This is a genomic window from Sorangium sp. So ce296, assembly GCF_051529605.1.
Lineage (GTDB): Bacteria > Myxococcota_A > Polyangia > Polyangiales > Polyangiaceae > Sorangium > Sorangium cellulosum_D.
The window spans coordinates 10,136,708-10,157,049 of sequence record NZ_CP150325.1 but is presented as its reverse complement, the minus strand read 5'-3'; the positions used below and the strand labels follow the sequence as shown (position 1 = coordinate 10,157,049).

The 20,342-nt window shown below is 69.2% G+C and carries 18 protein-coding genes; 4 read left to right on the top strand and 14 right to left on the bottom strand.

What is annotated here, in order from left to right; translation table 11 throughout:
* Positions 1 to 49 precede the first annotated feature (49 nt).
* The 8 genes from WME98_RS37785 to WME98_RS37750 all read right to left on the bottom strand — a co-directional run bounded on the left by WME98_RS37785 (position 50) and on the right by WME98_RS37750 (position 8,267).
* Positions 50 to 871, bottom strand: a complete 822-nt coding sequence (locus WME98_RS37785; RefSeq protein ID WP_437945564.1) for an ExeA family protein — start codon at positions 869 to 871, stop codon at positions 50 to 52.
* The gene (locus WME98_RS37780; RefSeq protein WP_437945563.1) at positions 858 to 2,249 is read right to left on the bottom strand and encodes a DDE-type integrase/transposase/recombinase; all 1,392 of its coding nucleotides are present in this window, start codon (positions 2,247 to 2,249) and stop codon (positions 858 to 860) included. Before WME98_RS37780 ends, WME98_RS37785 begins: the two co-directional genes overlap by 14 nt.
* A 123-nt stretch (positions 2,250 to 2,372) precedes the next feature.
* Entirely contained in the window at positions 2,373 to 2,954 is a 582-nt protein-coding gene (locus WME98_RS37775) for a DUF6431 domain-containing protein (protein WP_437945562.1), read from the bottom strand.
* 739 nt (positions 2,955 to 3,693) lie between these two features.
* Complete coding sequence (locus WME98_RS37770) at positions 3,694 to 4,443, bottom strand: phytanoyl-CoA dioxygenase family protein (RefSeq protein ID WP_437946543.1); 750 nt, start codon at positions 4,441 to 4,443, stop codon at positions 3,694 to 3,696.
* 444 nt (positions 4,444 to 4,887) lie between these two features.
* Positions 4,888 to 5,085 (bottom strand): helix-turn-helix domain-containing protein, encoded by a 198-nt coding sequence (locus WME98_RS37765; protein WP_437954066.1) that lies wholly within the window; start codon positions 5,083 to 5,085, stop codon positions 4,888 to 4,890.
* A gap of 929 nt (positions 5,086 to 6,014) precedes the next feature.
* Positions 6,015 to 6,164: a hypothetical protein gene (locus WME98_RS37760; RefSeq protein WP_437337454.1), complete on the bottom strand. Its 150-nt coding sequence runs from the start codon at positions 6,162 to 6,164 to the stop codon at positions 6,015 to 6,017.
* Positions 6,165 to 6,400: 236 nt separating this feature from the next.
* Positions 6,401 to 6,844 (bottom strand): iron chaperone, encoded by a 444-nt coding sequence (locus WME98_RS37755; RefSeq protein WP_437946542.1) that lies wholly within the window; start codon positions 6,842 to 6,844, stop codon positions 6,401 to 6,403.
* Between the two features lie 289 nt (positions 6,845 to 7,133).
* The gene (locus WME98_RS37750) at positions 7,134 to 8,267 is read right to left on the bottom strand and encodes a substrate-binding domain-containing protein (protein WP_437946540.1); all 1,134 of its coding nucleotides are present in this window, start codon (positions 8,265 to 8,267) and stop codon (positions 7,134 to 7,136) included.
* A 566-nt stretch (positions 8,268 to 8,833) separates the two neighbouring features.
* Here WME98_RS37750 and WME98_RS37745 point away from each other — a divergent pair.
* Positions 8,834 to 9,259 carry an STAS/SEC14 domain-containing protein gene (locus WME98_RS37745; RefSeq protein WP_437946539.1) on the top strand — a complete coding sequence of 142 codons (426 nt, stop codon included), beginning with the start codon at positions 8,834 to 8,836 and terminating at the stop codon, positions 9,257 to 9,259.
* 85 nt (positions 9,260 to 9,344) lie between these two features.
* Positions 9,345 to 9,770 carry an STAS/SEC14 domain-containing protein gene (locus WME98_RS37740; protein ID WP_437946537.1) on the top strand — a complete coding sequence of 142 codons (426 nt, stop codon included), beginning with the start codon at positions 9,345 to 9,347 and terminating at the stop codon, positions 9,768 to 9,770.
* 282 nt (positions 9,771 to 10,052) lie between these two features.
* Here WME98_RS37740 and WME98_RS37735 read toward each other — a convergent pair whose 3' ends face one another.
* Positions 10,053 to 11,564, bottom strand: coding sequence for an ArnT family glycosyltransferase (locus WME98_RS37735; RefSeq protein ID WP_437946535.1), 1,512 nt, complete (start codon positions 11,562 to 11,564; stop codon positions 10,053 to 10,055).
* A complete protein-coding gene (locus WME98_RS37730) occupies positions 11,546 to 11,953 on the bottom strand; it encodes a nuclear transport factor 2 family protein (protein ID WP_437946533.1) in 408 nt (135 codons plus the stop codon). Before WME98_RS37730 ends, WME98_RS37735 begins: the two co-directional genes overlap by 19 nt.
* Before the next feature lie 367 nt (positions 11,954 to 12,320).
* Here WME98_RS37730 and WME98_RS37725 point away from each other — a divergent pair, with 367 nt between their 5' ends.
* Together WME98_RS37725 and WME98_RS37720 are read left to right on the top strand one after the other, a co-directional pair.
* A complete protein-coding gene (locus WME98_RS37725) occupies positions 12,321 to 13,748 on the top strand; it encodes a PQQ-dependent sugar dehydrogenase (protein WP_437946532.1) in 1,428 nt (475 codons plus the stop codon).
* Positions 13,749 to 13,759: 11 nt separating this feature from the next.
* On the top strand, positions 13,760 to 14,356 hold the full coding sequence (locus WME98_RS37720) for a hypothetical protein (protein ID WP_437946531.1): 597 nt from the start codon (positions 13,760 to 13,762) through the stop codon (positions 14,354 to 14,356).
* A 215-nt stretch (positions 14,357 to 14,571) separates the two neighbouring features.
* Here WME98_RS37720 and WME98_RS37715 read toward each other — a convergent pair whose 3' ends face one another.
* The 4 genes from WME98_RS37715 to WME98_RS37700 form a co-directional block, all read right to left on the bottom strand.
* Complete coding sequence (locus WME98_RS37715) at positions 14,572 to 17,412, bottom strand: hypothetical protein (protein WP_437946530.1); 2,841 nt, start codon at positions 17,410 to 17,412, stop codon at positions 14,572 to 14,574.
* Positions 17,413 to 17,647: 235 nt separating this feature from the next.
* The gene (locus WME98_RS37710; RefSeq protein WP_437946528.1) at positions 17,648 to 19,030 is read right to left on the bottom strand and encodes a hypothetical protein; all 1,383 of its coding nucleotides are present in this window, start codon (positions 19,028 to 19,030) and stop codon (positions 17,648 to 17,650) included.
* Between the two features lie 163 nt (positions 19,031 to 19,193).
* Positions 19,194 to 19,685 carry a DUF6691 family protein gene (locus tag WME98_RS37705; RefSeq protein WP_437946527.1) on the bottom strand — a complete coding sequence of 164 codons (492 nt, stop codon included), beginning with the start codon at positions 19,683 to 19,685 and terminating at the stop codon, positions 19,194 to 19,196.
* Positions 19,682 to 20,116, bottom strand: a complete 435-nt coding sequence (locus WME98_RS37700; protein ID WP_437946526.1) for a YeeE/YedE family protein — start codon at positions 20,114 to 20,116, stop codon at positions 19,682 to 19,684. The genes WME98_RS37705 and WME98_RS37700 overlap by 4 nt, the downstream gene beginning before the upstream one ends.
* Between the last annotated feature and the right edge of the window lie 226 nt (positions 20,117 to 20,342).

Below are 20,342 nucleotides of genomic sequence, written 5' to 3'. Positions count from 1 at the left end.
GCGACTTAGCCCGCGAGGCCGATGAGCCTCGCGGGCTGCACGCCGCCGCTTAGCCGAGCGACGAGGAGAGCGTGAGCGTCTCCGCAACGCGGGCGACCACGTCGCGGTCGACCAGCTTCCGCTTGCGGCGCGCCGATTCCCGCATCGCCGCCGAGGCGAGGCGGTCGATCTCGCGCAGCGAGCCGGACGCGAGCTCATGCAGAGCGGTGAGCGACTCGCGTGAGAAGAGCTCGTGGTCCGCGCCGGCGCCCTTCAGCCGGAAGGCCACGTACTCCGCCGTGTCGTCCACCGTTGCTGGCTCGATCATGAAGCGGTGGTGGATGCGAGTGAGCAGCGAGCGGTGGGAGCGCAGCGCCATCCGGCCCTCCAGCTCCGGAAGGCCGACAAGGACAATCGACAGAAGAGCGCGGCTGTCCCACTCGTGGTTCAAGAGGATATGCAAATGCGCCATCATGTCCGGGTGGAGCAGATGGGCCTCGTCGAGCAGAAACACCGGGTGCACCTGATCCCTGCGCAACTCATGGACATGCCGCTCGACGGCGAGGAACAGGCTCGCGGCGCTCGATGTCGGCTGCAGGCCGAGCGCGTGGCAGAGGTAGCGGTAGAAGTCGCGCCGGCCGAGCGTCGCATTGTGGCAGTAGGTCAGGCGGAAGCCGGCCTGGGGTAGCCGATGCCGCAAGGCCCGTAGCACACACGTTTTGCCGACCCCCGGCTCACCGACGAGGAGCACGCTGGCGCGCTCGAGGAGCGCGGCTTCGAGATCGTCGACGAGCACCTGCTTCGACGTGGGCAGCCACAGCTCGGCATCGTCGAGCTCCTTGGAGAAGGGGGCGGTGCGGAGGCCGAAGAAGCCGAGCTCAGAAGATCGCATCGAGATCCTCCTCTGCGTCGACGTCGACTGCGCCAGCGGCCAGAGCCGCGTCGCGCGCGCTCTTGACGAGCAGGGCGCCGGCTGGGTCGAAGGCGACCGGCTGCCCCGCGGGTGACGCGCCGCTCTGCGTGACGCGGCGCGGAGGCCGCTTGACGTGTGCATTGTGTACCGGGTCGACGAGGCGAAGCGGGATCCGCTGTCCCTCAATCTCGACGACCGGGGCGAGAGGCTCGTCGAGCAGGCAATAGGCGACGGTCACGACACGGCCGGCGAGGTAGCCGTGATCGAGCTCGTAGAGCCGCCCTCGGACGGAGACGGTGGTATCGCGGCGCACGCGCCGACGCTGCCGGAGTGTGAGCGCTTCGCGCAGACGAGCCTCGGAGAGGGGGTCGATCTCGCGCTGCCCGGGCGCGTACACGAGCCCTGGCGCGCGCCCCATCAGACCGGCGTGCGGGGACGGGTGGTAGTGGACGTCGACGAAGGCCTGAATACGAGAGGAGATGTCCTCCAGCGAGGTGATCGAGCCCAGGTGGTCGAGCACGTTTTCTCGAAGCGTCCGCCAGAATCTCTCCATCTTGCCGCGCGCCTGCGGGTCGTAAGGGCGCGCGTGGAGCAGGGTGATTCCGAGGCGCGAGCAGAAGAGGCGCAAGGCATCACCCCGGTAGGTAGCGCCGTTGTCCAGATAAAGCGCGCTTGGAACGCCGTAGAGCCGGAGGGCGCGGACGAGCAGCCGCAACATGGTGTCTTCCTTCTCGTCGCTCTCGACCGAGGTAACCAGGATGAAGCGCGAAGCATCGTCGAGCAAGGCGTGGATTCGGACGGTGACCCTGCGCCCGGCGAGATGGAGTGTGGGGCCGTGACAGACGTCGCCGTGCCAGAGCGCATCGGGGTGGTCGGCTTGCCACTTGAGCCGGGTCGTCGGCCCCTTGCCGTCGCGCTGCGGGATCTTGTCGAGCCCCTCTTGACGGAAGAGGCGGCGCACGGTCGAGGCGCTGACCGTGGCGCACAGCCGTCCGTCGGCGCGGAGCGTGCGCAGGATGAGCGGCACCGAGGCATCCGGGTGCTCCCGCCGGATGTCGCACAAGAGCTGCCGCAGCACGGGGTCGAGCTCGCGGCCGCGCCCGCGGTCGCGACGGGCGCGAGGGCGCAGACCTTCGAGCCCCCGCCGGCGATAGGCATAGAGCCAGCGCTCCAGGGTCGGTATCGAGAAAGAGCGCGTGCACGCGCTCCCGGGCGGACGCAGGCGCTGCATCGAGAGGGTGCGTAGCGCTTGGGCGAGGTCGCCGTGCTCGAGATCACGAGCGCAGATCTGCCCGATGACACCATGGCGGAAAATGGCGATTTCCTCCGCGTGATCTTTGGGTTTGAGGATGTCCACGAACGGTCCTTTCCACGGGTGCGTTTCGACGACCCGTGTGGATCCCGTGCCTCATCTGCCGGCCGCCGTGCCCGATCCTGTGTGGTGGAGTCGCCGGAGCGCGCGTTTGCCTGCGGATGGGCATCACGCGGCGAGCGCGGCGCCGCGGAACGCCAGGTGAGCGGCACGGTCGCCGGCGCGGCCTCGCGGCGACAGCGCGACGAGCTGCATCGCCGTCCGCTCGGCGACCTGCGCGCGGGTGCTCTCGGCGCCATGGCGCCCGAGCCGGAGGAACAGCTGCCCGCGGCGACTGGCCTCGATCCATCTCGACGGCGCGAGCCACCGCTCGGCCGCCGCGACGCCCAGGATCGTGGAGCAGCAGACCTCGGCGCGGACGACGGGCGTGGTCGCGCCGTCGAGTCCGATGCGCGCGAGCACCCAGCCGATCGCCGCCGCGGAGTAGCGCCGCCGGGGCAGCAGCCCGCGAGGCACCACGAGCACGACCGCGCGGCAGGCGCTGCAGCGGTAGCGCCGAGCCTGCACCGTGACCTGCTGCGGAGCGCCGCCCGCCTCGAGCGGGCCGTACACCTGACGCTCGCGCAGGCCGTGGCCACGCATCACCAGCGGGCCGTCGACGGGTCGGCCGGCCGCGTCGCAGCAGGGACAGCGCGCCGGCCGCAGGTGCTCAATCGTTGGCAGCACCGTCATCCAGCGCTTGATATCCACGTCGGCTTGAACGATCCTGCATGAGCTCCGCTCCTGCATGGTGCTCGGAGCACGACGAGGGGAGGACGGGTCGCCACAACACGCATCCCCTCGTCACCTATTTTGTGGCCGGCCTCGCGCCGATGCTCCGCTCCGTCGGCCCGGCCTTACGTCAGCGGCGGTGCTGACGTGGAGCAACGTGCACTGGTAATTTAGGGCAAGGAGCCGGAACGCATGACAACGGAAGCGATGTAGCTTTGGGTCCAAGATTCTGTGAGAATTTCTGGTGAGGACACGGAATCCACGACGGCGAGCGCCGACCGACGACGGAGCCGCTGCATCCACCCCGGCTTCCTCTCCCCGGTCGGTACCGACTCCATGATGGAGGAGCACGGACCACTCAGGAGATAGCCATCACGAACAGGGATCGAGATCGGGGCGAACTCCACTTTTGGGAGGGCGCGGTAATAGCACCCCCTCGGAAGCCATGAACCCAGCCCGGGCCCAACCGCCGAGCGGTGGAGCCGCTGGAGTGTCGCGCGCGGTACCCGGCGGAACCCGCGTGACGAAATCGACAGGGAGGGGCGCTGCTCGACGACGTGGCCGGGGCGAAGTCTGCCCGGAGGTGCGTGCGCCGGCCATCACGACGCGCCGCGAACCGCGACGGCGGCCGTTTGGACGAGCTCAGTAGGGTACAGCTATACGGTAGGATGCCTTCCGCTTGGTGCTACGTCGCGGCAATTCCAGGCTTTTTGCGCGATTATTTTAGGTAACGCTGGGTGAGCATCATGCGTGCGCTCTTGGATGCATTGATAGACGGAGCGTGCAAAACGCGCATATCCATCACATAAACGTCGCCTGCCTTGCCGCACATCTCAATGATCTGCACAGGAACGCCGTTTACGGATTGAGGCGCAAGGAAACGAGCACGGTTGGATTCCGTGGATAAAAAGAGTGCGGAGCAAACAGGATCTTCTCGCAGCGCTTGATGCGCACTCACCGGAGAGGAGCCTTTCGCACTGTGCAGACGATGGGAACCAGCGATCGCCAACGTAGCCCCTCCTCGGGGAGGAACATCATCCAGCAGCACAAAAATCTGGATGCCGGGAAGCACATCGCGAGACGGTGAGTTCACATCGAGATGCCAACCCAAATACGGAACATCCCATTCAAATTTCTGCGGTGGCGTTACAAGGATTTGCGGATGAGGTTGAGGGCCGAGCTTAAACCCCGCCAGCTCATGGACGAAATGCACAAGATCGTCGGGAATAACTTCATCAAATGCGGCTTGATGGCGAAGCCTTTGTGAAATTTGGCCGGTGACGTTGAATGGAGCGACATGATCGAATTGTTTGGTATGCCATTTTCCGTTTTCCCGCAGGCGCAGCCGCGTGAGCTCATCGAGAATGGCTTCTTTGGCGGGACTTGTTTTGTTTCGCGGAACGAGACCCTTAAAACAAAGAATCCCCTTTTCCGCGAATAGAGTTTGATCTTTTGAACTTAGCTTCATCGAACGAAAACTTATTTAGTACCAGCAGGGTACAGCTATACGGTAGGATGCCTTCCGATTGGTGCTACGTCGCGGTAATCCCAGGCGTTTCAGGCGTGGAAGACCTGCCCCCATCGCAAAGGCCGGTTCTGTCAATGAGCTCGTACAGTCGGACTGCCGAGTCAGGAACGGCTCCGAGAATCTTGACTTTGCGGACCGCGTTTGCTTGTCCTATCCGCGAGCGCTCGCGCCCGATCTCGCCGGCCTCTATCGGCTGAGCATCATTGCTCGTGGCGAGGTTCGCGAGATTGAGCTCGTGGCGTCCCCCTCTGGTGTACCGCTCTGGCAGCAGCTTAGGTATCAGGATGGAGCCCGCTCATTCACACCCGGCCAATAGATCAGGAGCGCGACGCTGTCGTTTGCTGAGCAACGATTCGCTGGCATGAGCTGTTGCAGCTAACACTGTTAGCCCTTCGCCGCCTTCCGCGGACGACCGCGCTCCACCTCTGGCATCGTGGCTGGGCGTAGGAGGTGCGCTGGAGAGACTTCGAGGCCATTGGCGATGGCCAAGAGGGCATCGATGCTCATCTTCTTTCCCCTCTCTATCTGTTGAAGGTAACGCAGGTCTATTCCAGAGCGCTCGGCTAATGCCTCTTGCGTCATGCCATGTTTCTGGCGATGCCGCCGGATGTTGGCTGCGATGTAGAGGAGCAGCGTGTCGAGACCCAAGGGTTCCACGCGATGTGGCGTAGCCGTCCCCCGCCCGCAGAAAAACGTGCTGTCAGCTATATTTATCGACGGCGAACGATCGCCAGCCATACCCTGTACAGACCACAAAAAGTGCTCCCCGCGTCGGCGCCAGCCGACCGGGGAGCGCGGCCGGAACCCCGCGGAACGAGGTCCGACATGGCGAAGCTACGCCCGCGGCCCGAAAAGGGCCAACAGATCGATCCGTCCATCGACAGCTCCCATCCGTACGATCGCTTCCCTCACCGCCGAGCACGGCGGTCCAGCGCCGAAACCAGCCGCGGCGCGTGCCGAGCACGAGCAGCCCGCGAGGCGGCCCCCTGTGGCCCGTCCGAGGCAAGCCCCGGGACGCGCTGCGGAAGTGGCTCCACGGCATCGCGTGGCGCCTCGCCTCGCGCTACCTCGAGAGCGCGCACGTCCGTCGCGCGGTCCTCCATCCGAGCCCCCTCGGGTTGCTGCACGAGCCCGTCGGCGTCGACATGCACGCCCAGATCGAGGCGCGTGAGGTGCTCGACGCCGTGGCCAGCCTGCCGCCCTGGCACCGGGAGGCGCTCCTCTCCGTGCTGGAACATCGGTCGGCTCGCCGAGCGCGGAGAGGAAGCGGAGATGTTCCGGGGCTCAGTGACCATGGCGACGAGCTTCATCCGCCCCTTGCAAGTTGGGCACTCGAGGACATCGATCGCAAATGCGCGGCGCAAGAGCTCGGCGCGGTTTGTCGATCGCCCGATAGCCGCCACGCTTGCGTTTCGGAGCGGCGTCATCGTCCGCCTTCGTAGACTCTTCTGGCTTCGCAGGGCGCGGTCCGATGACGCGAGCGGCGGGCTCGACGTTCGGCCCAAGCTTGCTCACCCCTCCGGTGCCACCGGCAGCCCGAGCAGCCGACCGATTGTCTCGTGAACGACCCGGGCCGCCACCTCGTCCCCGAGGGCGACGGCGCGGCTCAGGGTGCTGGCCAGCGAGGCGACCACGGCCGCCCGAGGCGACGGATCGGTCACGGCGAGCGCCCCAGGCCCTGGGCTTGACAATCGGGCCCGGGTTGGGCCCACGCCTTCCGCGGGGCTCCGATCCGATCTCCTCGTCCGACAGCGTCACGCCGAGGTTGGGCATGACGTCGTTGTACAGCGCGCCGGTGACCTCCATCGGTCCGGTGACGCCGAGCAGCGTGATCCGGATCGGCGTCTCCTTGTCGTCGAGCAGCCACGAGGCACCGACGAGGGGCGGATAGAACCGGTCAAGGCGCTCGTCTTCGAGTGTTGCGCTTCGGCGTAGGCGAAGCAGCTGCCTTTGGTTTCGTCGGCTTCTTCGGGACGTCAGAGGCGATACCGCCGGCGACGGCGTTCCACTCCAAGAGCCGCACCACGACGGACTCGGGCACGGGCTCGTCGAGTTTGAAGCGGATGATTCCCTTGCTCGCCTCGCGGCCTTCAAGATCCTTCGTGATAGCTTCAAAGAGCGTAGACGAGACGATGTAGAGAGCGTAATGGTCCTTCCATCCCGCGAAGGATGCAACGGCGCGGCCATCAACGAGGTACGCCGGCATTCCGTACTTGATGGCCTCAACGGAGGTTGGGAGAGCACGGCGCATCGCGGCTCGGACGTTGACGAGGGCGGCGCGGGCTTCGGGAGGTTGGGCAGCGAGGTACGCATCGACATCAGCGGGCTTGGGGGTCGGCATACGCGAAGGCCTAGCACGTCCGGCGATGGCGCGCGTAGCTGACCTTGCCCTTGCCCGTCGTACCGGCACAACGGGACCAGCGAATCGCGCTGAGGCACTCTACAAGGGGGTGGAGTTGCTCCGCCGCCCAAACTTCGCTGCCGGTCCGAGGACTTGCGCTCCTTGCTGGGGACGACATCGCCTAACCGTTGCATGCAGCCGACCTGCCTCCGCGTCGGGTGCTGCCCGCCTCTCATCGGGCCTTGTGGCGAACCGAGGCCGGAGCCGATCCTCCTCGAGCCGCGCGCCGCTACTGCTCTGCGCCGACCTCGTAGAGGAACTCGTTGTAGGCGTCGACCTTCTTCCACGTGACCACGTCGACGCCGAGGTCGAACTGGCTGCCTTCGACGAGCTGCGGCGCGAGGATCTCCTTGGTCGCGTCGAGGCCGATGCTCTTGATGCCGTAGGCGATGTAGGGCCCGAGGTACCCCTCGTAGTACTGCCGCTGGACGTGCGTGGCCTGGATGCGACCCTGGCGCATATAATCGGCGGTCTCCGGCGCGAAGTCGAAGGTGACGATGGGGAGGTCCGGCGCGTCCGCGGCGTCCGCGGCCAGCACGCATCGATACGAGTCGATGAACATTCCGATCAGGCCCACGACGGGCGGGTCGGCGTCCTCGATCTCGCCTCTCATCAACTCGACGTCCATGGCTTGGTCATGATAGATGGACTGATGTACCAGAACGTGGTAACCGGCTGCCTCGAACACGTCCCTGGCGCCCTGAGTTCGATTGACACCGTCGACCCAAATCGGGTCGGCCCAGCCGTGGATGAGCACCGTGCCCGGCCCCTCGGGCAGCATCTCGAGCAGGGTGTTCCCTGCCAGGGCCCCGGCATACTCGTTGAGTACCCCGACGTAGATCTGGCGCTTCGAGCTCACCAGGTCGGCGTCGAGCGTCACCACGGGGATCCCCTTCGCGATGGCCTCGTCGAGCGCGGCCGCGTTGCCTTCGCCGACGGGCGTGATGACTATCCCCTCGGCGCCTTCCGCCACCGACCGTTCGATGTGCTGAGTCTGGAATTTCATCAATTCCTCTAGCTCTGTCTCAGTGCTGTAAGGCGCGAGCACGTTCCCCGTGGCCCTCCCGGAGGCCCCGAGCTCACCCATGGCTCGGTTCGCGCCCGTGGCGATCGGCGCAAAGAAGCCGTCGAGGGACTTCAGCAACACCGCGATCTGCATCGGTTCGATCGAGGTCTTGTTGATCTCGGCGACGAGCTCGTCGATGGTCGCCTCGATCTCGAGCGGGATGAACTCGCTCCGAGGAAGCGGCGTTCGCTGGATGGGCGCGGCTGTCTGCGCCGCGTCCGGATCGCTCGAGCCGCATGCCGCCGTCGTCAGCATGAGCCCGATGGCCACTGCCCAGTTTCGCCCAATCATCGTCATGAGACCCCCTGCTACGTCGTCGCTCGTTCGTGCGTGGTTCGCGCGGTCGCGCGCGGCACCCTTGCGCGCAGATCAGACCTGATGCGCGCCCGGCGTTCGGAGGCGGCCCACTCGATCACGACGATCGAGTCGGCAGCGGACAAGCGGCCAGCGCATCACGTGCCTGTTCCCCCGGAGCGATGCGACGCGACAGGTCACATCGAGTCCTTGCGCGACCTGATGGACATCGCATCACAGCGAGGAGCCGCATGTCAAGCGGCGTCCAGGGCGAAAACTTCCAATCTGGGTGGCTGGATCACGCCAAGCTGCTGTGGAAACCTCTGGGACCAGGATCCATCCTCGGAGATCGCGTTCCTTGTACGTGATTGGCGGCTCCTCAGCCGAGCGGTGAGCACGAGGACGCCGAGGCGGATCCGCGCCGACCTCGTTCATACGCGCCGGGCGACGCGCTCGCCGGCAGCGCGCGGAGCGGCGCTCGGTGAGGCGCGTCACCCGGCGAGCGCTCTCCCGCGCCGGCCCCACGAGCGCTCGTCGTGCCGTGCGCCCGATGCGCTAGCCTGCTGGAGATGAGCGAGCCCCGTTCCGAGGACGCATGCCCTTTCCTCCGCGAGGACGCCGACGGCGTTCTTTGTTTCGCCATCGAGGGCGATATCTCGGACGAGATCGCGCGCTCTCTCTGCGCCGTGTTCCGGCGCGTGTGGGAGAGCGGTCGCGAGGTCTTCGTGCTCGCCGACGCCCGCCGCGTCGGGACCCTGACGGCGGCGGCGCGCAGCGCGCTGGCGGGAGAGCTGCGCGGCGTGCGCTTCGGCGGGGTCGCGAGCTTCGGGGCGAGCTTCTCCGTGCGCGTCGTGACGACGCTCGCCTCGAGGAGCGTGCAATTCTTCACGGGCGAGGTCTATCCGCTGGCGTTCTTCGACACGGAGGACGAGGCGCGCGCGTGGCTGCTCGCCCGGCGAGACGCGCTCCGGGCCACGCAGCGGCAGGGCGCATGACGCCCGCCGCCCGCCGAGGCGCGCGCCATCGGCGCAGCGCCGGCGCGCAGGACGCGCGTCGCGGGGATGGGCTACCATGCCTGGCATGAGCGATCCCCGTCCGGCGGGCGCGAGCTTCGAGCTCCGCGAGGAGCCCGATGGCCTCCTGGTCATCGCGACCGACGGCGATGTCCTGGAGGACAACGCGCGCGCGCTCGTGGACGCCTTCCAGCGCCTGACGGACAGCGGCCGCGAGGTGCTGGTGCTCGCCGACGCGCGTCGCTGCGGGGCGGTCACGCCGGCGGCGCGCAAGGTGTACCTGGACGGGCTGCGCACGGCGCGCCTCGACGGGATCGCGGTCTTCGGAGCGGGCTTCCATATCCGCGTCATGGCGACGCTCGTCGTGAAGAGCATCAGCCTCCTCACGAAGCGGTTCCCCTTGCTCGTGTTCTTCGAGACGGAAGCCGAAGCGCGCGCGTGGCTCCTCAAGCAGCGGGGAGCGCTCCGGGCCGGGCGGCGGATCCAGGCGTGACGCCACCCTCCGCGGCGCGCCTGCGGGGGCGGATGTGCGCCTTCTTCGCGTCTTCCGTGCTCGAAGCTCTATGCGCCGCCGCGGCGCTCCAGCGCCCCCGCTGACGGGCGCGCGCGATGACGAGCGGTCGCCGGAAACAGCAGCGACGACCGAGACAGGCAGACGGCCAGTGACATTCTGACCGCCAGTGGTGACGCCGCCGGCTACGTTCGGCCGCCTTCCCGGGGGGTCGGGGGCGCCTGGAGGGGCGCGGCGGACGCAGAGCCGGAGGTATCGCGCCGCTCAATCGTAGTGGATCAGGCTCGGCCAAGCTGCGGCCAGGGACACGCGGGGCTCCCGGCAGCGGTACACCCAGGACTCCGCCTCATAAGGCATGCACAACCCGCAGCTCAATGGAGTGACCGGCGTGACCTCTTCGAAGAGCGCATCGAGCCGCCCTCGATCGCGCGGAGAGACGACGACCAAAAGCACATTTCCGCGCACGCCGCGCGGCCCCCAAAGCCCATAATTGTTGTGACCGCTGATGGCCCGCGGCAAGCCTCGGCTCGGCCCCAGGAGGTCGACGGCGCCGGCCTCGCCGTAGTTGGCCGTGAAGATGCCGGCCTGCGCGCGTTCTTCGGGCTCGAGCGTGGCGTAAGCTCGGGCGACCGCCGCGACCACCGCGTCCCAGCCGTGCATGTCCGCGTACAGCTGCGGGAGCGCCTCCACGTGCTTCTTTTCTTCGGTGGCCGGGGCGACGCCAAGGGCTCTCGCGTACGCCAGATAGCGGTGCACCGGCAAGATCGGCAACGCCAGAGGCGCCGTCGCGACCCCGCCGAGCGCGACCGCGACGATGACCAGCGGCTTCACCCAGCGTCGACGGAGGCCGTCGACGGCGACCGAGCCCGCCGCGAGCAACACCGTGTAATACGGAGCCAGGTAGCTCGCGCGGCTCTTTCCGCTCAGGGCGAGCAGCGCAAAGATCGCCAGATACGCGATGGCCACCGGACGCAGCCGACCGCGTGAAGCGATCCAGAGATAGCCGAGCCCGGCCAGCCAGATCGGCGCAAAAAGCGGATGCATCATCTCGATTTGCCCGAGCAGGAAGCCAGCCCAGGACACCTCCGCCATCTTCGACTGGGTGGCCCCTCGCAAGAACGCGGCCGTGGGCCAGCCGTGCTTCATCTGCCAGAGCAGGTACGGAACGCCGCACGCCAGCGCGCCCAGCAGCGTTAGCCAAGGCGCGCGTGTCCGCAGCAGATCGCGGCGCGTCAACAGGAGACCGCCGCCCATGCCCGCCATCAACCAGAGCGCGCCGAGCTTGTTGAGCAGCGCGAGCCCGAGCGTCGCCCCGAGCGCCACCCAGGACTTCGAGTCGTCCTCTTGAAGCACGCGCACGAAGAACAAGGTGCTGGCGCCCCAGAGCGCCAGATCCAGCGCGTTCATCGAGTAAAATGAGCTGAGCCCCAGGACCACGGGCGCGAGCGCGGTCGCCAGCATGGCGAGCGCCTGCGCCGCGCGCCCGCCCCCCAGCGTGCGCGCCGTACACGCCGCGATCGCCACCGTGAGCGCGTGCGCCAGCGCGGGCACCCACCGCAGGGCGACCACCGATTCGCCCAGCGTGCGGCGCACGAGCCACAACAGCGCAATCGAGAGCGGCGGATGGTCGACGTAGCCGAAGTCGAGCTCCCGAGCGCAGGCCAGATAATAGAGCTCATCGCGGAAGTAACCATATCCGCGCAAGAATGGCAGGTGCACCAGCGCCGTCGCCGCAGCGCCCATCAACGCCGCTCGGTCTACCCGGATGCGGCCCATGGGCCCACGAGATCCGAGCGGTCAGCAGCTTCACGTAGAGGGCCGGCGAACGTGAGCACGAGCGAGATGCGGCCCGTAGCGTCTACCTCACCCGCGTCGAAGAACTCGAAATTCTCGCCATTACTGCGCTCGACGACCGAACGGAACCGAAACGTGGTGTTCCCCGCGTCGATGACGCTGAGCATGCGGACTCGCACCAGCAGCGGATCCGCGAGCAGCTTCGCGATTTCGTCGGCGACCGCTGCTCGCCCTCGGATCTCGCGGCTGCGTGAGACGACGCGCCCGTCGGGCGCGAAGCACGCCTCGAGCATCGCTGCCCGCTTTTCTGGGTCCCGCTCGCTCGCCGCGTCGATGTAGGTCTTCACCGCGGCCTCGACCATGCTTTCCATCGCGGGGCCAGGAAATCCAAACGCGATCCGAAAGTCAATTGCCGCCCGCCCCCGGGCCGGGCGCCGCTCGCCGCCGCCGCTCGCTCGCGCATCGCCGGAGACCTCCGGGACGCTTCGGCGCGCGACCGCCGCGCGCGGGCGATCTCGGCAGAGCCCGCGGGCGCTGGCGAGCGGCGAGGCTCCGGCAGCGCGTCGACGTCCTGCGCTCGATGTCCTTCGGGCAAACCAGCGCATCCACGCCCGCTGCCCGTCGGGCGCGTGGAGAGCGCAGATCCCCCTCGACGGCCGTCTTGAATGCGCCACGTTCGTTGCGCCGACCCCCATGGGAGGGGGCCGGACGCGACGGGGGGACTCGATGCAGCCGCAGATGAAGCGCGTCTCGATGGAGGCGCTGAAGGACCTGCCCACGCCCGTGCGCCGCCGCGTGGACGCGGCGGATGTCTGGGCCCCGGAGGGCTACGAGGTGGAGCCCGTCGTGGCGGGCCTCTCCTTCCCCTGCGCCCTCTGCTTCGACGAGGACGGCACGCTCTTCGTCGCCGAAGGCGGCAGCACCTGGCCCACCCGGCCTTATATGACACCGCGCATCTGGCGCATGGCCCCGGGACGGGCCCCGGAGGTCTTCGCGGTGGAGGACCTGGGCGGTCCCCGCGGCATGGCGGCCCGCGACGGCCATCTCTACGTCTCGCTCAAGGGCGGCTACCACATGCGGGTCACGCGCCATGACCTGCGGACCAGGGAGCGCGTCGTGCTCGTGGACGGGATCCCCTCGGGCGGCTGGCACGAGCCCGGGGGGCCGGTCTTCGGGCCGCACGACGGGAGGATGTATTTCGGCCAGGGCTCCGTGGGCTTGCAGGGCGTCGTGGTGCCCGAGGGCTTCACCGTGGACGTCGCCAAACACCCCCACGCGCACGACGTGCCGGGCCAGGACGTCACGCTCACCGGCAACACCGTCTGGGCGCGCGACCCGCGCCTGCCCTTCCCCTACTATGCCGAGACCGGACCGTTCCAACCGTTCGGCACACCCGTGACGAAGGGCCAAGTCGTCAAGGGCCAGCTCAAGTGCAACTCGGCCGTCTGGCGCTCCAGGCCCGATGGGAGCGAGCTCGAGCTCCTCGCCTGGGGCATCCGCAACCCCTTCGGGCTCGCCTTCGGGGAAGACGGCCACCTCTACGCCACCGACAACGACTTCGAGGAGAAGGGCGAGCGCGCCATCGGCGAGGACCCGGACCGCATCTGGCGGATCAAGAACGCCCGGGTCCCGCCCGGAGAGGTCGAAGCGCCCGAGTGGTTCGGCTATCCGGACCTCTGCGGCGACGGCCTCCCGGCGTGGCACGAGTCCCATCGGCCGATCCGGGGCAAAGCGGCCGAGCCCTTCCTCGAGCACCCGCCGCCGTGGGCCGGTCCCGCGGTCTTCCTCTTCCCGCCGCACACGGCGCTCGGGAAGCTCGCCTTCAGCCGCTCGGATGCGTTCGGCTTCCGCGGCCATGCCTTCGTCTGCCAGTTCGGCACCTACGCACCGCTCAACACGAACCGCGAGGCCGCCCTGGGCCGGGGCTTCCAGGTCGTCCGCTGCGACATCGCGGCGGGCACCGGGGAGCCGTTCCTGCGAAACCGGGCCCCCGGTCCCGCTTCCGGCACCCCAGGCAGCGGTGGAATCGAGCGGCCCGTGGATTGCGCGTTCAGCCCTGACGGCAAGAGCCTCTATGTGCTCGACTTTGGCAACAACACGGCGACGCGCAGCTACGTGGTCGCCTACGCCCATACGGGCGTGATCTGGCGCGTGACGAAGCGGTGAGGGAGGCAGAGATGGTGGATGGAATCGAAGAGGCCGATCCCGAGGGTGCCGGACCCGCGGCCGTCGAAGGCCCCTATCTGCTGAATCTCGACGATGAGACCTGGGACGCGCACCTCGATCGTGCGGCCCGCTGGCTCGCCAACGTCGTCACGGCGCAGACGGCCTTCCGCAACGCCCTGGAGATCGCCGTCCCCAAGGTCGAGGAGCCCAACATCCGCCAGTTCCTCGCGGAGATCCTCGACCGCGCGCGCAGGCACGAGGAGGTGGCCCGCCGCCTCCCCCGCACGATCGGCCGCGAGGCGGCGGACCGGACGCGAGGCCTCGCGGGCGTCGCGATGGACGTGGCGCGCAAGGCGCTCGACGCTGTCGAGGGGGTCGCGGGGGGCGCCAAGGGCAACTGGAAGGACCTGCACCACCTGCTCATGCTCAACCTCGACGCCATGGGCGCCTTCGCCATCGCCGAGCAGCTGGGCCTCGCCCTCGCCCATCACGAGCTGCGCGACCTCGCCTTCGACGTGGAGGCCGAGAAGTCCACCGACCAGCTCATCCTCAAGGAGCTGATGCTGGAGATGGCGGCGGTCTCGATCCTCTACGGCGAGCGGGTGTGAGGCGGGGCCGCGCCGCGCTGGGGGGCTCCTTGGCCGGCGCGGACGGCCGCGCGCCGCGGCGCTGGTCGACCCGTGGCAGGCGCGGTGAGAGCGTCGCTCCTCGCCGCGAAGGAGCGCCGTGGAGCGCCGGTGCCGCGGCGCTCCTCCGCGGCACCAGCGCTCCACGGCGCCTGCGCGTGAAGGCCGGCCCGGCGCAGGGCGCGCGGCCCAGGAGCTCAGCGCCCGCCGAGCAGCCGCCCGCGCACATCGAGGATGCCCGTGGGCCCGCGTCGCGTGTAGGTCACGAACGCGTTCCCCGGACCGCAGGTGCTGATGCGCGGCCACCCTTCCGTGTCCGGAGCCGCGGAGACCGTGAACAACGCCGGCACCTCCTCGCTGCCCAGGATCTCGGCGCCGAGCACATCGAGCCCGTCCGCGCCGGCGTTCGCCCACACCGCCACGGAGCGCGCGCCGTCCGAGGCGATGGCCGGGTTCGTATCGCTCCAGGTCCTGGGCGTCCGGTTGATCGGGGCGAGCAAGGCGCCGCCGGGCTGAAGCACGGTCCCGTCGGAGCTGATCTCGGTCGCGTAGAGGCCGATCTTCCCGGGGTTCTCTTCCTCCCAGACGAGCAGGCTACCGGTGCCGTGCCGCGTGATGGCCGGAACGGCCGGCGCCGCCGACAGAGCGTCCTGATGCGAGATGCGGAAGCCCGTGAGATCCAGCCATTCCCCTGACGGGCGCACCCGAGCTCCGTAGAGCGTACCGACAGGCCCGTGCTCGTTCCAGCTGTCGTACGCGGTCCACGTGAGCAGGTAATTCACGCCGTCGAAGCCGAGGGAAATGGAGCGTCCGCCGATCTCCGGAGGGCTTGCCGGCAGCAGCTCGGGCACTCCTGCCTGACTCAGACGGACGAGCTCGACCTCGCCTAGCTCGTTCATCGTCGCGATCATGACGCCGTGCCCGTCCGAGGCGACGCTCATGTTGTCGTGCACGGGCCTGCCTTCCGATTCCGACTCTGGCAGCGGGATCGGGGCGTTGTCCAGGACCACGCCCCCGGGGCTCAGCCTGACCGCATATGCCTGGCTGAAACCGCAGCAGTCCCATATCGTCCAGACGATCACGGTGTTTCGACCATCGAAGACGGGGCGCGGCACAACGTCGGTCCAGCCCACCGCGTTGGCCACGAAGATGCCCGCAGGATCGAGCAGATCCCCCGACGGGCTGACGCGGGCCGCGTAGATGCTGCGATCCTTGTTGCGCTGGTCCGACCAGACGACGACGTAGTTCTGCCCGTCGAAGGTCACGGCCGGCGTGAACTGGTTCGCCGGGGAGATGGCGACGGGCACCGGGCCGGACGCGTCGCGCGGAGCCCCGTGCAGCGCCACGCCGAAGATGTCCCAGGTCGACGACCCGTCCAGCCACCAGGCCTCCTGCATCCAGACCACGAAGGCGCCGTCGGGACCTGCCGCGATGGCTGGGTCGGTGTACATGGGCGAGTCGGAAGCCAGGACCACGCCCCCGGGATCGAGCACCGCGCCGGTGGTGCGGCTCACCCGGGCTGCGCGGAGGTCGACCGTGCCGGAGGCATCATCCTCCCTGGGCGTCGCCCAGACGACGACGAGATCATCGCCGTTGGCGGCGGCCGCAACGTTTGTGTCGCTCCCGCTCTCGCCCGCGTGGACCAAGAGCCCCCCGGGATCGAGCACTTCGCCGCCGATCGTCACGCGCGTCGCGCGCACGCCGTCGCCTTTCCACACGATCCAGTACTGCTCGCCGTCGAAGGTCGCGACCGGCTGCCATTCGCCGCCGGTCGCGACCGGGGCGCCGCCGGGATCGAGCACCGCGCCCTCGGCGCTGATGCGCGTGGCGAGGAGCACGCCGTCATTCTCCCAGGCGAGGAGCGCGCTCGTGCCATCGGTCGCGAGAGCCACGCGGCCATCCGAGGGCCAAGGGCGCGAGCCGAGCGAGGTCGAGCCGACTGAGACGCCGCCTGGCTCGAGGACGTCGCCGGAAGGCGAGATGCGGGCGAACCGGACGTCATCGCCATCCGCAGTCCAGGCCACCACGGTCGTTGCTCCGAGCGAGACTGCAGTGGGCCAGGAGTCGGGCTGGTCGGCGCTGCTGACGACGAAGCCGCCGGGATCGAGCACCACGCCGTCGGGGCTGATCCGGGCGGCGCGGATGTCGCTCGCCGGGGACGGCGCTCCCCAACCTCGGGTGTCATCGGCCCAGGCGACGACGTAATGGGTCCCATTGAAGGTGACGGTCGGTACGCCCTCGTCGCTGGGCCCGGCGGCGATGACCAAGGGCTCGGGGTCGAGCACCGTGCCATCAGGCGCGATGCGCGCGGCGAGAAGGTCGGTTCCGTATCTGTCCCAAGGCTCGTCGGCCCAGACGAGCAGGAAGTTGATCCCGTCCGAGGCCAGCGCCGGGGTGAGCTCCATCCCGGCGCGCGGCGTAGTGGCAGGAAGGTTGATGTCCAGCTCGGGGAGAACCGCGCCCGCGCTCAGCTCAGGGCAGGGATCGTGCGGCGCCCCGCCGCCGCCAGAAGCATCGCCGCCGCCGCCGGAGCTGGAGGTGCCGCCGCCGCCGGAAGCGTCGCCGCCGCCGCCGGAGCTGGAGGTGCCGCCGCCGCCGGAAGCGTCGCCGCCGCCGCCGGAAGCGTCGCCGCCGCCACCGGAGACGCCGCCGCCGCCGCCGGAAGCGTCGCCGCCGCCACCAGAGGTGCCGCCGCCGCCGGAAGCGTCGCCGCCGCCGCCGGAAGCGTCGCCGCCGCCGCCGGAAGCGTCGCCGCCGCCACCAGAGGTGCCGCCGCCGCCGGAAGCGTCGCCGCCGCCAGAGGTTCCGCCGGAGATCTGGCCACCGCCACCCGAGGTTCCGCCGCCGCCAGCGGCAGCATCGGACGCGTCCGTCGGCTCGCCCGCGGAACAGGCGAGGAGCAGCGCTGTCGCGCCGCAGAGCCGGGCGAGGAGTGAGGAATCATCAGAAAAGGTGCGCCAAGAGAGGACCGACCGAGAGCGCGCAGGACATGGCACAGTCGCCACGTTGCAGCGTGGATGAAGCGAACGCTTGTTCATGAAACCTCTTGAAGGGCCGCTTTGGTAGACTCACCGCAGAGCGCGAAGAGCAATCCAGGTTCCAAGATTTCAGCAACTGCGTCATGTCGATATAGCGTCGTTTCTCCGAGGTGACCAGATCGCCTAGAGAATCTTCTGTCGGCTCAGAGGTCAGGAAGGCGGCGCCTGCCGCAAGCGACGGCCTGCGACGAGAGCTTCGCCGCGGTCGCCGGCGTCGGCGCCGGCTGCAGCGCGCTCAGAGCAGGCGCACCCGGATCGCGTGCGGGTCGGCCCGCTGCACGCCGCCGGCGTCGATGTTGGTGATCGGCGTGATGCGCTTGAGCTTGCCGCGCTTGCCGCCGCGGGTGACCTGGACCACGCCGACCCCGGGCGTGCTGCCCACCGACGCGTGCGGATCGCCGCTCAGCGGCGTCGGGCCGCGCAGGGTCACGAAGATGCGGTTGCCCGACGGCGACAGGTCCATGAGGTCCGGCGCAGGGTCGCTCGACAGCGGGCCCTTCAGGTCGACGGTGGCCACGTGCGCGTTCGTGTTGACGTTGAAGACCTCGGCCACGCCCTGGATCCGGTCCAGCGCCCAGATGGTGCGGCCGCGCTTCGTCAGCAGCATGCCGTGGGCGTCGCGGTCCGCGGAGCCGTCGGTGAACACCACCTGGGGCGCCGGGGTGTTGACCGGGTTCGTCGGCGCATAACCGGCGAGCGGGAATCGGTACACGTCGAACTGATCGAGGTTCGCCGCGGTCCCCCCGCCGGAGTTGATGAACATCGAGCCGCCGGCCTCGACGCCGCCGCACCCGTTCCCGTGCACGGCGCCGACGTTGTACTCGCCCACGATCTGGATCGGCGTCGCCGCAGGGTCGACGACGAACAGGCCCCCTCCGCGCAGCGTGATGAAGCCATGGGCGCCCGCCTGGTCGATGATCGGGCAAATGGGCGCGTTGTCGGGCCGGATGCCCGGGAACTGGCAGGGATCGCCGCTCGGCGCGACGCACGTGGCCAGGTTGAGCTTCGCGGCGGGATCCCACGCGAAGGTGCCTGTGGCGTAATTGGTCGAGATGCGCTCGAGCAGCTTGCCGTTCTGGTTGGCCACCAGGATGTACGAGTCGTCGGGCGCCGGCACCGCGGCGTGCGCCTGCCGCGCCCCGTCCGCGCCCTGCGACGCGCGGAGGCACGCGACCGGCGCGCGGGTCGCGGCGTCGAAGATCACGACGTGGCCGCTCGCCACGAAGGACAGCACCGCGTGGGTGCGCGTGGCGTTGAAGAAGAGCATGTGCGGCCGGACCGGGTTGGCGCCGGTCTGGTCGAAGCACAGCGACGCGGCGTCGCCCCCGAGGTCGATGACCTCCGCGACGGCCGGCGTGACCCCGCGGCCGGTCGAGAGCGCCTGTCCATCGTAAATGTAGAGCGTGCCGCCGTACGTCAGCCCGTTCGTGTCGGACTGGTCGACGGCCCAGACCTCGAAGGGCTGCTCGTCGCTCGCCGCCTCGAGGGCCGCCTCGGCGTCGGTCTCGGCGGCGGCCTCGGCGGACTCGAGCTCGGTCGAGTCGACGTGCTCGACGCAGGCGGATAACAGACAAAGGGAAACCGTCGCCCCCAGAAAGGGGCGAAATGAAAGCTTCATGGCTCGCTCTCCCAGCGTTGGTAAAGGCCGATGATGCTCGTCCACCAGCCCGCGGCGGACCGCGGCCAGCATCAAGCATTGGGAGAGGAGCATTACATCGCGGGGGCGTGCGCCGCAAGACACATTGCCCGGAGCGCGCGCCACTGTGCCCGGGCGCGACGGGTCACGGGTCGCGCGCTGTGCGGCCCGCCGTCGCCGCGTCCGCCGGCGCGCTCCTCGGCGCGGCGGCGAAATGCGCGATCGCCATGCCCGCCGCCATTGCCAGGACAAAGGCGAGGACGGCGCCGGAGCCGGTCGAGAGAGAGACGAGCGCCGGCCCGGGGCAATAGCCGGCCAGCCCCCAGCCGACGCCGAAGATCGCGGCGCCGCCGAGCAGGCGCGCGTCGACCCCGGTGCGGGTCGGCAGGGACAGGCGATCGGCCAGGAGGGGAAAGCGGGGGGCGCCCTCGGGAGCGGCGCGCTGCTGCCGGCGAAGGAGGCGATAGGCGAGGAAGTGCACCGAGATCGCGCCCGCCATCACGAACGCGAGGCTCGGGTCCCAGCCGCCGGCGACGTCGAGGAAGCCGACGACCTTGGACGGCTGGGTCATGCCGGAGACGCCGAGCCCCACGGCGAACAGCGCGCCGGCGAGCAGCGCGAGCGCGATCTGCTTCATCGCGCCGCTCCGAGCCCATGAAGGCTGACGTAAACGGTGGCGGCCGCGGTCGCCATGAACGTCATGGTGGCGACGAGAGAGCGGAGCGACAGGCGGCTGAGGCCGCAGACGCCATGGCCGCTCGTGCACCCGTTGCCGAGCCGCGCGCCGAGGCCGACGAGCAGCCCGGCGGCGACCAGGAGGCCGAGCGAGCGGCCGCCGCCCGCCGGCGGAAAGGCGGCGGGATGCGCGGCGGCGAGGGCGAGGCCGCCGAGGAGGAGGCCCACGACGAACGCGGCGCGCCAGGCGGTGTCGCCCCGCTCGCGGAAGAGGAGCCCTCCGAAGATGCCGCTGATGCCGGCGACCCTCCCGTTGAACAAGAGGAGGAGCGACGCGCTGAGGCCGATGAGCGCCCCGCCGACGAGCGGTCCTGTCACGGTGAAATCATGCACGATGAGACCTCGTGGGGTGACTCGTGGGGTGAATCGTGGGGTGACCGACCGACAGCATAGCAACGCGCCGCGCCCATCCTCCAGGCGAAGCCAGGCGCGGCGCTCGTGGCCGCGCGGACATGCCGAGATCCGGATCGTCGCGGGCGGTGCGCGGCGGCCCGCGCGCAGCGCGTCGCACACCGCAGGTGGGGCTGGAAGCGGGCGTGTCGCACACGCGGCCGGCGCG